General features: G+C 67.8%; 12 protein-coding genes. 11 read left to right on the top strand and 1 reads right to left on the bottom strand.

Annotated elements, in window-relative coordinates; genetic code table 11:
- Nucleotides 1–106: 106 nt before the first annotated feature.
- The 11 genes from purU to JF542_RS02380 all read left to right on the top strand — a co-directional run bounded on the left by purU (nt 107) and on the right by JF542_RS02380 (nt 10,753).
- Nucleotides 107–991, top strand: coding sequence for a formyltetrahydrofolate deformylase (purU, locus tag JF542_RS02330; protein WP_207074581.1), 885 nt, complete (start codon nt 107–109; stop codon nt 989–991).
- 250 nt (nt 992–1,241) lie between these two features.
- Nucleotides 1,242–1,484 carry an acylphosphatase gene (locus JF542_RS02335; protein WP_207074582.1) on the top strand — a complete coding sequence of 81 codons (243 nt, stop codon included), beginning with the start codon at nt 1,242–1,244 and terminating at the stop codon, nt 1,482–1,484.
- Nucleotides 1,485–1,641: 157 nt separating this feature from the next.
- Nucleotides 1,642–2,268 carry a Rieske 2Fe-2S domain-containing protein gene (locus tag JF542_RS02340; protein WP_340689130.1) on the top strand — a complete coding sequence of 209 codons (627 nt, stop codon included), beginning with the start codon at nt 1,642–1,644 and terminating at the stop codon, nt 2,266–2,268.
- Nucleotides 2,265–3,110: an aromatic ring-hydroxylating oxygenase subunit alpha gene (locus JF542_RS02345; RefSeq protein ID WP_207074584.1), complete on the top strand. Its 846-nt coding sequence runs from the start codon at nt 2,265–2,267 to the stop codon at nt 3,108–3,110. The genes JF542_RS02340 and JF542_RS02345 overlap by 4 nt, the downstream gene beginning before the upstream one ends.
- Nucleotides 3,107–3,781 carry a glutathione S-transferase family protein gene (locus tag JF542_RS02350; protein ID WP_207074585.1) on the top strand — a complete coding sequence of 225 codons (675 nt, stop codon included), beginning with the start codon at nt 3,107–3,109 and terminating at the stop codon, nt 3,779–3,781. Before JF542_RS02345 ends, JF542_RS02350 begins: the two co-directional genes overlap by 4 nt.
- Before the next feature lies 1 nt (nt 3,782).
- Entirely contained in the window at nt 3,783–5,138 is a 1,356-nt protein-coding gene (locus tag JF542_RS02355) for an amidohydrolase (RefSeq protein WP_207074586.1), read from the top strand.
- Between the two features lie 19 nt (nt 5,139–5,157).
- The gene (locus tag JF542_RS02360) at nt 5,158–6,255 is read left to right on the top strand and encodes a BMP family ABC transporter substrate-binding protein (protein ID WP_207074587.1); all 1,098 of its coding nucleotides are present in this window, start codon (nt 5,158–5,160) and stop codon (nt 6,253–6,255) included.
- A gap of 7 nt (nt 6,256–6,262) precedes the next feature.
- Entirely contained in the window at nt 6,263–7,774 is a 1,512-nt protein-coding gene (locus JF542_RS02365; protein WP_207074588.1) for an ABC transporter ATP-binding protein, read from the top strand.
- Nucleotides 7,774–8,847, top strand: coding sequence for an ABC transporter permease (locus JF542_RS02370; protein ID WP_207074589.1), 1,074 nt, complete (start codon nt 7,774–7,776; stop codon nt 8,845–8,847). Before JF542_RS02365 ends, JF542_RS02370 begins: the two co-directional genes overlap by 1 nt.
- Nucleotides 8,844–9,755 (top strand): ABC transporter permease, encoded by a 912-nt coding sequence (locus JF542_RS02375; protein WP_007791828.1) that lies wholly within the window; start codon nt 8,844–8,846, stop codon nt 9,753–9,755. The genes JF542_RS02370 and JF542_RS02375 overlap by 4 nt, the downstream gene beginning before the upstream one ends.
- A gap of 77 nt (nt 9,756–9,832) precedes the next feature.
- The gene (locus JF542_RS02380) at nt 9,833–10,753 is read left to right on the top strand and encodes a CehA/McbA family metallohydrolase (protein ID WP_207074590.1); all 921 of its coding nucleotides are present in this window, start codon (nt 9,833–9,835) and stop codon (nt 10,751–10,753) included.
- A 253-nt stretch (nt 10,754–11,006) separates the two neighbouring features.
- Here JF542_RS02380 and katG read toward each other — a convergent pair whose 3' ends face one another.
- On the bottom strand, nt 11,007–13,211 hold the full coding sequence (gene katG / locus JF542_RS02385; RefSeq protein WP_207074591.1) for a catalase/peroxidase HPI: 2,205 nt from the start codon (nt 13,209–13,211) through the stop codon (nt 11,007–11,009).
- Between the last annotated feature and the right edge of the window lie 81 nt (nt 13,212–13,292).

The following is a 13,292-nucleotide window of genomic DNA, read 5'->3' on the forward strand; positions in this document are numbered from 1 at the left end:
GCCATTCGTCTGAGAGACACCGGGCTGGCGGTGCCGGGTCACGGCCCGGCGGCAAAACACCCGGCCTTGCGCATGACGCGCCCGCCCATGGACTGGAGTTTTGAGCATGAGCAAATTCGCCCTCACCGTGACCTGCCCCTCGACCCGCGGCATCGTCGCGGCGATCGCCGCCTTCCTCGCCGAGCAGGGCTGCAACATCACCGACAGCTCTCAGTTCGACGATTTCGAGACCGGCAATTTCTTCATGCGCGTCAGCGTCATGTCGGAGAAGGATGCGGCGCTGGAGGAGCTGCGCGAGCGCTTCGCCGAGACCGCGAAGAACTTCAAGATGGACTACGAGTTCCACGACGAGGCCGAGAAGATGAAGGTCATCATCATGGTCTCGCGCTTCGGGCATTGCCTGAACGACCTGCTCTACCGCTGGCGCATCGGCGCGCTGCCGATCGACATCGTGGCGGTGATCTCGAACCACATGGATTACCAGAAGGTGGTGGTGAACCACGACATCCCCTTCCACTGCATCCGGGTGACGAAAGAGAACAAGCCGCAGGCCGAGGCGCGGATCATGGAGGTGGTCGAGGAGACCGGCGCCGAGCTCGTGGTGCTGGCGCGCTACATGCAGATCCTCTCGGACGATCTGTGCCGGGTGATGTCGGGGCGGATCATCAACATCCACCACTCGTTCCTGCCCTCCTTCAAGGGGGCCAACCCCTACAAGCAGGCCTTCGAGCGCGGCGTGAAGCTGATCGGGGCGACCTCGCATTACGTGACCGCCGATCTCGACGAGGGCCCGATCATCGAGCAGGACACGGTGCGCGTGACCCACGCGCAATCGCCCGAGGATTACGTCTCGCTTGGCCGCGATGTCGAGGCGCAGGTGCTGGCCCGCGCGATCCATGCCCATATCCACCGCCGGGTCTTTCTCAACGGCAACAAGACGGTCGTGTTCCCGGCCTCTCCGGGCAGCTACGCCTCCGAGCGCATGGGCTGAGTCCCACCGTTGCCGGGGGCGCTGCCCCCGTCCGCGTGCCGCGGACTCCCCCGAGGTATTTTGGAACCAAAGAAGCCAGGAGCGCCGCGCCCCTGGCTTCTCTTCGTCAAAAATACTCCCGCCGGAGGCGTCCGGCAGAGCCATGCGCGCGGGGCCGACCGGCCGGGTGTTTCGGGCCGGGCGCAGGGATTGACGGGTGCTTGGAAAGGGCGTTTGCTTCGCCGGTTGGCGACGGATCGGCGAGACGGACATGACACGGGAAGAATTCACCATCGAAGGGGCGCTTGGCACGCCGCTCTTCCTGCCCTGGGTCGAGCGTCACGCAGCGCGGCTGGGGGTGGGGATGCGGCTGCGCGACAGCGCGCCGGAGCGGCTGGCGGTGGAGTTCGAAGGCGCGCCGGCGCTGCTTGACGCGATGGAGATGGGCTGCCTGCTGGGTCCCATCGACGCCTGGGTCGAGTCGATTGTGCGCAAACGGGTTTCCGCCACGTAAGCGCGCTTTGAGGTCTGCCTGATTTTCAGGCGTGCCGCCAAAATGCTGGGCGATTTCTGCGCCGGGTCTCTGGTGTCGAGGGGCCGAGATGGGCATGATGGGCGCGGCGTGCTCGGATCCGTGTGCGTCAGCGCCCACACCCGACACCGGAGACACCGTGCCCACCGATTGGACCCCCGCTGCGCTTTCCGACGACATCCCCGTTGCCTCCGCCGCGCCGGGGCAGCTCGGGCCGCATGACCTCGCGATCTGGCGCAGCGCCTCCGGGCGTATCGCCGCCTGGGCCGATCGCTGCCCGCATCGCGGCATGCGGCTGTCGCACGGCTTCGTGCGCGGCGAGCGCCTGTCCTGCATCTATCACGGCTGGGGCTATGGCGAGGGCGGGCAATGCGTGCGCATCCCCGCCCATCCCGAGCTGACCCCGCCCGAGGCGATCAGGGTGCCGGTGTTCTCCGTGGCCGAGGCCAGCGGGGTGATCTGGGTGGCCGAGGAGGCGCCAGACAGCCCGCCGCCGGAGTTTCCCGGGGTCGTGGCATTTCGCTCGCTGCAGGTTTCGGCCGCGCCGGAGGCGCTGGCCGCGGCGCTTGGGGGCACGGGCACGGTGATCGAGACCGTGCTCGGCGGCGCGCAGGTGGTGGCGCTGATCCAGCCGCTGCGCGACGGCGCGGCGGGGCTGCACCTGCTGGCGCCCGAGGGCAGCGATCCGGCGGCGCTCGACGCGCTTTCGGCGGAAGTCGAGGCGCTGCGGCGCCGGGTCGAAGCCGCCGAGGAGATGACGGCATGAGCGAAGGGGGCGCGATGCGCGATCAGTGGTACCCGGTGGGAATGACCAAGCAGCTCACGGCGCAGGGCCGCGATACGCTGCTCATGGGCGAGCCGATCCGGGTGGCTCTCGCGGGCGGTGCGCCAAGCGTCACCGACGGCACGGGCCGCGCGCTTCCGGTGATCGACCGTTTTGGCCATGTCTGGACCTCGCTCGGCCAGCCCGAGAAGGATCTCTTCACCATCCCCGAGGTCGACCAGCCGGGTCGGCGGCTGGTCGATGTGGGCGTCTGCCGGGTGTGCTGCTCGCCCCTGCGGGCGGTGGAGAACTTCCTCGACATCGCGCATTTCCCCTTCGTGCACACAGACATCCTCGGCTCCGAGCCGCATACGGAGGTCGCGCGCTACGAGGTCGAGATCCGCGACGATGTCGACGAGGTCTGGGCCACCAAGGTGAAGTTCTTCCAGCCGCAGGCCGCGAAATCCGCGGAAGGCGGCATCACCACCGATTACATGTACCGGGTCTGCGCGCCGACCTGTTCGGTGCTCTACAAGACCTGTCCGCCGAAGCCCGGGGAGTGGGACGTGATCGCGCTCTTCGTGCAGCCGCTGACCGAGACGCTCTGCGATGTCTGGCCCTACATGGCGCTCTACGACGACGATGCCGAGATGACCGACCTGATCCACTTCCAGCAGATGATCTTCGTGCAGGACCGCTCGGTGCTGGAGAACCAGCTGCCCGCACTGCTTCCGCTCGATCCCGGGCGGGAGATCCCGACCCGGGCCGACATGACCTCGATCGCCTATCGCCGCTGGCTCAAGCGGCATGGCTTTACCTACGGCGCGCAACTGGTGGCGGCATGATCCTTTACGACTATATCCTCTCGCCCTCGTGCTACCGCGTGCGTCTGCTGGCGGCGCTGATCGGGCGCCGGCTAGATCTGCGGGCGGTCGATCTTCACCCCGGGCAGGAGCACCTCTCCGAGCCTATGCTGGCGCTGAACCCGGCGGGAACCATCCCCGTGCTGACGGATGACGGGCTGGTGCTGACCGAAAGCACCGCGATCCTGACCTATCTCGCCGCCCATGACGCGCCGGCCTGGCTGGGCGAGGATACGGCCGCGATGCGGGCCCGCGTGGCGCAATGGCTGGCTTTCGCGCAGCGGCTGACCGACAGCGCAGGCGCCGCGCGGGCGCATGACATGCTGCTGGCGCCGGGCGATATCGACGCGCTGCGCGGGCAGGCCACGCAGGCGCTGCGCGAGCTCGAGGCGGCGCTTTCAGCGGCGCGGCGGCGGGGCGAGAGCTTCCTCGCCGGCAACCGGCCGACCATCGCCGACATCGCCTGCTTCCCGCATGTGGCGCTCGCCCCCGATGGCGGGCTGCCGCTCGATCCGTATCCCTCGATCCGGCTCTGGATGCGGGCGATCCGGGCGCTGGACGGGTTCATCGAGATGCCCGGCATCCACCGCCTGCACGAACTGAAGCCGGAGCCCGGGCCGATGCCCGAGGTGATCCGCAAGGAGCAAGCCTGACATGACCGGATACCTGCTGAAAGGCTGCGCCGCCGTGGTGACCGGCAACGAGGTGCTGCGCGACGTCGACCTGCTGACCGACGGCCCCGCGATCAAGGCCATCGGGCCGGGGCTGAGCGCGCCGGGGGCCGAAGTGATCGACGCGTCCGGCTGGTTCGTCTACCCGGGCCTCGTCAACACGCATCACCATTTTTTCCAGTGCTTCGTGCGCAACCGCGTCGAGCTCGACTGGACCAAGCTCTCGGTGATCGAGTGGCTCGACCGGATCTACCCGATCTTTGCCCAGCTCACCGAGGAGAGCTTCTATCACAGCTCGCTGACGGCGATGGCGGAGCTGGCCAAGCATGGCTGCACCACCGCCTTCGACCATCAGTACTGTTTCCCGCGCAAGGCGGGGAAGGGCATCGTCGACCGGCAGTTCGAGGCCGCCGAAAAGATCGGTCTGCGCTTCCATGCCGGGCGGGGCACCAATACGCTGCCAAAATCCGAGGGCTCGACCATCCCCGACGAGATGCTCGAGACCACCGACGAATTTCTCGCCGATTGCGAGCGGCTGATCGACGCCTATCACGATGGCGGTCCGTTCTCGATGCGGCAGGTCTCACTGGCGCCGTGCCAGCCGGTGAATTGCTACCGCGAGACCTTTGTCGAGAGCATCCGGCTCGCGCGCGACAAGGGCCTGATCCTGCACAGCCACGTGGGCGAGGGCGAGAGCGAGGTGATCCGCGCCCGCCACGGCATGCGCACGGTCGACTATCTCGAGGAGATGGGCTTTTGCGGGCCCGATACCTTCTATGCCCATTGCTGGGAGCTGACCGAGGACGAGCTGCGCCAGATGGCGGCGAGCGGCACCGGCGTGTCGCACTGCCCCGAGCCGGTCTACCTCGTGGGCGCGGAGGTCACGCCGATCCCGGCGATGGAGGCGCTTGGCGTGCGGGTGGGGCTGGGCTGCGACGGGGCTGCGAGCAACGACAACTCGAACCTCATGCACTGCCTGCACTCGGCCTACATGCTGCAATGCCTCGTGGCCTCGAGCCGCAGCCACAATGTGCCCGAGCCCGCGACATTCCTGCGCTACGGCACCTCGGGCGGGGCGTCGCTGCTCGGCCGGACCGACATTGGCCAGCTGGTGCCGGGCATGGCTGCCGATCTCTTCGCCATCGACAGCCGCCGCATGGACTACGTCGGCACCCGCCACGATCCCGAGAGCCTGATCCCGCGGGTGGGCATCGGCATGGCCACCGACATGACCATGGTGAACGGCAAGATCGTCTGGGCCGACGGGGCATTCCCCGGGCTCGATGAGCGCGAGATGGTCGTCGAGGCCGAAGCGGCGCTTGCCAAGATAGATATATAAAACAGGGAGTAACCAACACATGACGAAGCATCTGAACCGTCGCCGATTCCTGCAGACCTCGGCCGCCACAGGCCTTGCCGCCGGCATCGCCCCCTCCATTGCCCACGCGCAGGATCCGCTGGGCATCGCGCTTGTCGTGCCCTCGCCGGTGGGCGAAGTGGGCTGGTCGCACGCGCTGGCCGCGGGGCTCGAGCCGATCAAGGCCGAGTATGGCGATGGCGTGAACATCACCATCCTTGAGAACATCCCCGAGGGCCCGGATGCCGACCGCATCATGAACAAGGTCGTCTCGGACGGCGCCAAGTTCCTGCTCGCCGGCAGCTTCGGCTACCAGAACGGCGCCATGCAGATCGCCCGCCGCAACCCCGATGTCACCGTGCTGCACGCCTCGGGCTTCATGGTCGCGCCGAACTTCTCGCCTTTCGCGGCAAAGTACTTCCAGGGCACCTACCTGATGGGCATGGCGGCCGCGGCGCTGTCGAAGACCGGCAAGCTGGGCTCGGTCTCGGCCTTCGCGATCCCGGAACTCATCACCTCGATCAACGCCTTCACGCTGGGCGCGCAGGCGGTCAACCCTGAGATCGAGGTCTCGGTGGTCTGGGTGAACTCGTGGTTCGACCCGGCGCAGGAACAGGACGCCGCCCGCGCCCTTCTGGCGCAGGATTGCGACGTGATCTTCTCCAACGCGCAGGACACGCCCTCGGTGGTGTCGGTCTGCGAGGAGGCGGGCGCCTACGTGTTCAACCTGAATTCCTCGATGAAGGAAAACGCGCCGAACTACTATCTGGGCTGCGTCGAGACCGACTGGTCGCCGTTCTTCATGGAGTCGGTGAAGGCGCACATGGACGGCAGCTTCGAGGGCCGCAACGCCTTCCTCGGCGTCGAGGACAACGTGGTGAAGGTGACAGACTGGAACCCCGACATCCCCGCCGAGACCAAGGCGCAGATCGACGAGATCGAGGCTGCGATTGCCGACGGCTCGTTCCACCCGTTCACCGGCCGCATCGTCAAGCAGGACGAGACGGTTGGCGTCGAGGATGGCGAGACGCTGCCCGACGAGGCCATCGTGTCGATGGACTGGCACGTCGCCGGCGTGACCACGCCGCTGCCGAACTGATCCGACGATGCCGGCGCCGCTGCTGTCTCTTCGGGGGCTCTCGAAGAGCTACGGGACCGTGCGGGCCAACCGCGATATCGACCTCGATGTCGCGGAGGGCTCGATCCACGCCATCTTGGGCGAGAACGGCGCCGGCAAATCGACGCTGATGAAACTGATCTACGGCGTCGAAAGTCCGGATGCGGGCGAGATGCGCTGGCAGGGCAACCCGGTCGCGCCAAGCTCGCCCAACGAGGCAAGATCGCAGGGCATCGGTATGGTGTTCCAGCATTTTTCGCTCTTCGAGACGCTCACGGTGGTGGAGAATATCTCGCTCATCGTGCCGGGAAAGAAACGCGCATTGGTGGCCCGCATCCGCCAGCTCGGGCAGGATTACGGGCTCGAGGTCGACCCGCTCGCGCATGTGCACGCGCTCTCGGTCGGCGAGCGCCAGCGGGTCGAGATCATCCGCTGCCTGATGACCGATCCGAAGCTTTTGATCCTCGACGAGCCGACCTCGGTACTGCCGCCGCAATCTGTCAGGACGCTGTTCGAGACCTTGCTCAAGCTGCGCGACCGGGGTGTCTCGATCCTGTTCATCTCGCACAAGCTCGAGGAGATCCGCTCGATCTGCGACCACGCCACCATCCTGCGCGACGGCGCGGTGACCGGCCATGTCGACCCGCGCGAGCATGACGCGCATGATCTTGCGCAGATGATGATCGGCCGTGACATGCCCGCGCCGCGCCCCTTCGTGCCGCGTGAGCCGGGACCGGTGCTGCTCGAACTCGCAGGCCTCGACTACCAGCCCGACGACCCGTTCCAGATGTCGCTGAAGGCGGTGAGCCTGAAGCTGCACGCGGGCGAGATCCTCGGCATCGCCGGGGTCTCGGGCAACGGGCAGGGCGAGCTGGCACGGCTGATCTCGGGCGAGACCCGCCGCCACGCCGAGGCGCGCGACGAGGTGATGATGTTCGGCCAGCCGGTGGGCGATCTCGGCGCCGCCGCGCGCCGCAGGCTGGGCTTTGCCTTCGTGCCCGAAGAGCGGCTGGGCCGCGGCGCCATCCCCGAGATGTCGCTCTCGGACAACAGCCTGCTCACCGCGCACGGGCTCGGCCTCGTGAGGCGCGGCCTGATCGACCGCGGCGCCGAGGACGCGTTCACCCGTCGCTGCATTTCGGATTACGACGTGCGCACCCCCGGCCCGCAGGCCGAGGCCGGGGCGCTTTCCGGCGGCAACCTGCAGAAATTCATCGTCGGCCGCGAGATGGAGCTGGCCCCGAAGCTCTTTTTCGTTTCGCAGCCCACGTGGGGCGTCGATATCGGCGCCGCCACCGAGATCCGCCGCCGCCTCGTCGACATGCGCAACGCCGGTGCCGCGGTGCTGGTGATCTCGGAAGAGATCGAGGAGCTGTTCGACATCTGCGACCGCATTCAGGTGATCCGCGAGGGCCGGCTGTCGCCCTCGCTCACGGTCTCTGAGACGCGGGTCGAGGAGGTTGGACGCTACATGATCGGCGCAGAAGAGGGGGCCGCCTGATGGGCATCCGGATGATCCGCCGCACCACCGCCTCGCGCCGCATGGCGGTGCTGGCGCCGATGGGGGCGCTTGCGCTCGCCATCGTGCTCAACTTCCTGCTCTACATTGTCATGGGCAACGATCCCGCGGCGGTCTTCTACGCGCTGCTGCTCGAGCCCTTCGTCTCGTGGTCGTCCTTCTCGGAGGTGCTGCTGAAGATGACGCCGCTGCTGCTCATCGCGCAGGGGCTCGCCATCGGTTTTCGCGCCAAGGTGATCAATATCGGCGCCGAAGGGCAGTTCATCCTCGGCGCGATCTTCGCCAGCTCCATCCCCGTCTGGTTCCCGCAGGCCACCGGCGGCTGGATCTGGCCGCTGATGCTGCTGCTGGGCGGCGTGGGCGGCGCGCTCTGGGCGGTGCTGCCGGCGTTCTGGCGGGTGCGGCTCAACGCCTCCGAGATCCTCGTCACGCTGATGATGAGCCTGATCGCGGCGCAATTGCTCGCCTACCTTCTGGTGGGGCCGTGGAAGGACCCGATGGGCTTCAATTTCCCGCAGACGGTGATGTTCCAGTGGGATGCGATGGTGCCGACGCTGATCCCGGGCACGCGGGTCAACGTGGCGCTGATCCTGGCGCTGCTCTGGAGCGCGCTGGCCTATGTCTACATGCAAAAAAGCTTTCAGGGCTACCAGCTCGTGGTCGGCGGGCTGGCGCCGCACGCCACCGCCTATGCGGGCTTTTCCGAGGGCCGAGCGGTCTGGCTCTCGCTGCTGATCGGCGGCTTTGCGGCCGGGCTCGCCGGCGCCGCCGAGGTGGCGGGGCCGATGGGACAGCTGCAGCGCGGTATCTCCTCGGGCTATGGTTACGCGGCGATCATCGTGGCCTATCTGGGCGGCCTGCACCCGGTGGGCATCCTGTTTTCCTCGCTGTTCATGGCGGCGCTCTATATCGGCGGTGACAATGCCATGGTCTCGGCTGGGCTGCCGGTGGCCGCGGTCCGGGTGTTCCAGGGCTCGCTGCTGTGCTGCTACCTCGCGGCCATCGTGCTGGTGCGCTACCGGCTGGTGCGCGGCGGGCAGGAGGTGCCGGCATGAGCGCGCTGTCCTTCATCATCGCCGGTATGCTGGCCGCAGCCATGCCGTTCCTTCTCGCGGCGCTTGGCGAGCTGGTGGCCGAGCGCTCCGGCGTGCTCAACCTCGGCATCGAGGGCATGATGGCGCTTGGCGCCGTGGTGGCTTTCATCGTGGTGCGCCAGAGCGGCGGCCACGCCATGGGCTTCGTCGCGGCGGGGCTGGCGAGCGCGGCGCTCTCGCTGGTCTTCGCCTGGCTGGCGCTGGCGGTGCGGGCCAACCAGGTGGCGGCGGGGCTCGCCATCGGCATTCTGGGGCAAGGGCTCTCGGCGCTCTTCGGCAAGCGCTACGAGAGCCTGACCGTGCCGGGCTTGCCCAAGCTCTCGGTTCCGGGGCTGTCGGATCTGCCGCTGGTGGGCGGGCTGTTCTCGCAGGATGCGGTGGTCTGGCTCGGCCTTCTGGCGACGCTGGCGATCTGGGCCACGCTGCGGTTCTCCAAGCTCGGGCTGGTGATCCGCGCGGTGGGCGAGAACCCCCACGCGGCGCGCGCGCTTGGCTACAACGTCATCGGCATCCGCTACGGTGCGGTGGCGTTCGGCGGGCTGATGGCGGGTTTTGCGGGCGCCTACGCGGCGACGGTCTACACGCCGCTCTGGGCCGAGGGCATGATCGCCGGGCGTGGCTGGATCGCGCTGGCGCTGGTGGTCTTCGCCACGTGGATGACCGGCCGGGTGGTGTTCGGCGCGGTGCTGTTCGGCGCGGTATCGCTGTCGCAGCTCGCCGCACAGGCCGGTGGCGTTGCGCTGAACTCGCAGCTGCTGGCGAGCCTGCCCTATATCGTGACGATCCTCGTGCTGGGCGCGATCTCGGCCAACAAGCGGCTGCTGAAGATCAACGGCGTGGCCTCGCTGGGAGAGCCGTTCGGCCGCTGAGCGCGAAGGGCCGGCCCTGTCATCAAAGCGTCGCGCCTGCGCGTTAGGCCCTGCCGGACGTCAAGAGGAGACAGGCGATGACGCTTTCCGCCTTCAGCGCACCGGGCCGGTTCTGGCGCGGCAACCTGCACACCCATTCTGATCGCTCAGACGGCTGCCTGACGCCGCAGGAGGTCTGCCGGCGCTACCGCGCCGTAGGCTACGACTTTCTTGCGCTGACCGATCATTTCATCGGGGCCTACGGCTACCCGATCACCGACACGGTGCCCTTCCGCGAGGCCGGCTTCACCACCATCCTCGGCGCCGAGATCCACTCCGGTGCCATGGCCAATGGCGAGCTCTGGCACATCCTTGCCGTTGGGCTGCCAGCGGAGTTCCAGCCACCCCACGCGCCGGGCTTCGCGCCCGTCGCAGGGCAGGAGAGCGGCCCCGAGATCGCCGCCCGCGCCCGCGCCGCGGGGGCCTTCGTCGCCATCGCCCATCCGCAATGGTCGGGGCTGACGCTCGCTGACGCGCGCAGCCTCACGGCGGCCCACGCGGTCGAGATCTACAACCACGGCTGTGCCATCGGCTGCGACCGGGCCGACGGCGCCGCCATTGCCGACCTTCTGCTTTCGGAAGGCCGTCGTCTGAGCCTCATCGCAACCGACGACGCGCATTTCACCGAGCCCGACCATTTCGGCGGCTGGGTCATGGTCAAGGCCGAGGAGAACGCGCCCGAAGCCCTGCTCGCGGCGCTGAAGCGCGGCGATTTCTACGCGAGCCAGGGCCCTGAGCTGCGCGGCGTCCGTCTGGACGACGGCCGCCTCGCCGTTGAGTGCTCTGCGGTGCAGACGGTGATCGTTCAGGGCCACGGGTCGGCGGCCACGGCGGTGCAAGGCCAGTCGCTGACCTCTGCCACGGTGCCGCTGGACCGCGTCCGCAACAGCCCGTGGCTGCGCGTCACGGTGATTGACCGGGCCGGCAGACGCGCCTGGTCGAACCCGATCTGGCGCTGAGGCGTCGCTAGCCCGACCGTCGCAACTGTGGCAGCGCCGGACGCCTCCGGCGGGAGTACTTTTGACGAAGAGAAGCCAGCGGCGCAGCGCCCCCTGCTCCCCTCACCAGACGCGCGGAGCGTCGATGCCTCCGGAGGCGTCGCCAAGAGAACCCCCGCCAACACCATTGGTGCGGCGGGGGAATGGGGGGCCGTGAGCGCCAGGGCCGGACCCGTTGCAGGGCGGCGCACCGTCCCGCGTGTTCGAGCGGCGCTTACGACGCGAGGTCGAAGCGGTCGGCGGTCATCACCTTTGTCCAGGCCGCAGCGAAATCCGTGACGAACTTGCCGTGGTTGTCGTCCTGGGCATAGACCTCGGCATAGCCGCGCAGGATCGAGTTCGAACCGAACACCAGGTCGACGCGGCTGGCGGTGTACTTCACCTCGCCCGACTTGCGGTCGCGGATCTCGTAGGTCCCGCCGGCCACCGGCAGCCACTGGTAGGCCATGTCGGTGAGCACGTCGAAGAAGTCGGTGGTCAGGGCCCCTTCGCGCTCGGTGAACACGCCCAGCTTGGTGGCGCCGAAATTGGTGCCCATGGCGCGCATGCCACCGATCAGCACGGTCATCTCGTTCGCCGTCAGGCCCATCAGCTGGGCACGGTCGAGCAGCATCTCTTCCGGGCTGACCACGTACTCGGTCTTCTGGAAGTTGCGGAACCCGTCGGCCAGCGGCTCGAGCGGCTCGAAGCTCTCGGCATCGGTCATCTCGTCGGTCGCGTCACCGCGGCCCGGTGCGAAGGGCAGCTCGAGATCGACGCCCGCAGCTTTCGCCGCCTGCTCGACACCCAGATTGCCGGCCAGCACGATGACGTCGGCGACGGAGGCACCGGTTTCGGCCGCGATCGGCTCGAGCTTGGCGAGCACCGCCGACAGACGCTCGGGCTCGTTGCCGACCCAGTCCTTCTGCGGCGCAAGGCGGATGCGGGCGCCATTCGCCCCGCCGCGCTTGTCAGAGCCGCGATAGGTGCGCGCACTGTCCCAGGCGGTGGCCACCATGTCGGCGAGCGGGATGCCGGCCTCGGCGATCTTCGCCTTTACCGCGGCCACGTCGTAGGAGGTCGAACCGGTGGGGATCGGATCCTGCCAGATCAGGTCTTCCTGCGGCACGTCGGGGCCGTAGTAGCAGGCCTTAGGGCCCATGTCGCGGTGGGTCAGCTTGAACCAGGCGCGGGCGAAGGTGTCTTCGAAATACTGCGGGTCGGCCATGAACTTCTGGCAGATCTCGTTGTAGATCGGGTCGACCTTCATCGCCATGTCGGCATCGGTCATGATCGGCATGGTCTTGATCGAGGGATCCTCGACATCGGCCGGCATGTCCTCTTCCTTGATGTCGACCGGCATCCACTGGCTGGCGCCCGCAGGGGATTTCTTGAGCTCCCACTCGTGGCCGAAGAGCATGTCGAACCAGCCCATGTCGAACTTGGTCGGGTTGGTGGTCCAGGCGCCCTCGATGCCCGACACCACGGTGTCGCGGCCGACGCTACGGCCCTTGGTGTTCATCCAGCCGATGCCCTGATACTCGGGGCCGGCGGCTTCGGGCTCGGGCGAGAGGTCATCCGCGTTGCCGTTGCCGTGGCACTTGCCGATGGTGTGGCCACCGGCGGTCAGCGCGGCAGTTTCCTCGTCGTCCATCGCCATGCGGGCGAAGGTCTCACGCACCTGGTCGGCGGTCTTCTGCGGATCGGAGACGCCGTTGACGCCCTCCGGGTTCACGTAGATCAGGCCCATCTGCACGGCGGCCAGCGGGTTCTCCATGGTGTCCGGCTTCGAGACTTCCTCGTAGCGGGTGTCGGAGGGGGCCAGCCACTCCTTCTCGGAGCCCCAGTAGGTGTCCTTTTCCGGGTGCCAGATGTCCTCGCGGCCGAAGGCGAAGCCGAAGGTCTTCAGGCCGGCGACCTCGTAGGCGATGGTGCCCGACAGGATCATCAAGTCGGCCCAGGAGATCTTGTTGCCGTATTTCTTCTTGATCGGCCACAGCAGGCGGCGGCCCTTGTCGGTGTTGACGTTGTCCGGCCAGCTGTTGAGCGGCGCGAAGCGCTGGTTGCCGGTGCCGCCACCGCCACGGCCGTCGGAGAGACGGTAGGACCCGGCCGCGTGCCACGCGACGCGGGCGAACATGCCCACATACGAGCCCCAGTCGGCCGGCCACCACTCTTGGCTGTCGTTCATCAGCTGGCGCAGGTCGTCCTTGAGCGCCTCCACGTCGAGCGTCTTCAGCTCCTCGTGGTAGTCGAACTCGGGGCCCATCGGGTTGGTCTTGAGATCGTGCTGGTGCAGGATGTCGAGGTTGAGCGCGTTCGGCCACCAATCCATCACGGTGGTGCCGAGCGCCGTCAGGCTGCCATGCATCACCGGGCACTTGCCGCCGCTGCCGCGGGTGCTTTCGTTGAGGTCGCCTTCGACTGTGTGTCCGTCCATGATATCCTCCAGAGATCGTCGTGCGTGTCGATACAGGTCTTGGGGGCCGCCATCCCGACGCATCGTCGCAACCGGCGCGGT

Source organism: Salipiger bermudensis (assembly GCF_017309175.1).
Lineage (GTDB): Bacteria > Pseudomonadota > Alphaproteobacteria > Rhodobacterales > Rhodobacteraceae > Salipiger > Salipiger bermudensis.

Coding starts and splice junctions, on each gene's coding strand:
- purU (WP_207074581.1), top strand. CDS start 107: ATGAGCAAATTCGCCCTCACCGTGACCTGCCCCTCGACCCGCGGCATC.
- JF542_RS02335 (WP_207074582.1), top strand. CDS start 1,242: ATGACACGGGAAGAATTCACCATCGAAGGGGCGCTTGGCACGCCGCTC.
- JF542_RS02345 (WP_207074584.1), top strand. CDS start 2,265: ATGAGCGAAGGGGGCGCGATGCGCGATCAGTGGTACCCGGTGGGAATG.
- JF542_RS02350 (WP_207074585.1), top strand. CDS start 3,107: ATGATCCTTTACGACTATATCCTCTCGCCCTCGTGCTACCGCGTGCGT.
- JF542_RS02355 (WP_207074586.1), top strand. CDS start 3,783: ATGACCGGATACCTGCTGAAAGGCTGCGCCGCCGTGGTGACCGGCAAC.
- JF542_RS02360 (WP_207074587.1), top strand. CDS start 5,158: ATGACGAAGCATCTGAACCGTCGCCGATTCCTGCAGACCTCGGCCGCC.
- JF542_RS02365 (WP_207074588.1), top strand. CDS start 6,263: ATGCCGGCGCCGCTGCTGTCTCTTCGGGGGCTCTCGAAGAGCTACGGG.
- JF542_RS02370 (WP_207074589.1), top strand. CDS start 7,774: ATGGGCATCCGGATGATCCGCCGCACCACCGCCTCGCGCCGCATGGCG.
- JF542_RS02375 (WP_007791828.1), top strand. CDS start 8,844: ATGAGCGCGCTGTCCTTCATCATCGCCGGTATGCTGGCCGCAGCCATG.
- JF542_RS02380 (WP_207074590.1), top strand. CDS start 9,833: ATGACGCTTTCCGCCTTCAGCGCACCGGGCCGGTTCTGGCGCGGCAAC.
- katG (WP_207074591.1), bottom strand. CDS start 13,211: ATGGACGGACACACAGTCGAAGGCGACCTCAACGAAAGCACCCGCGGC.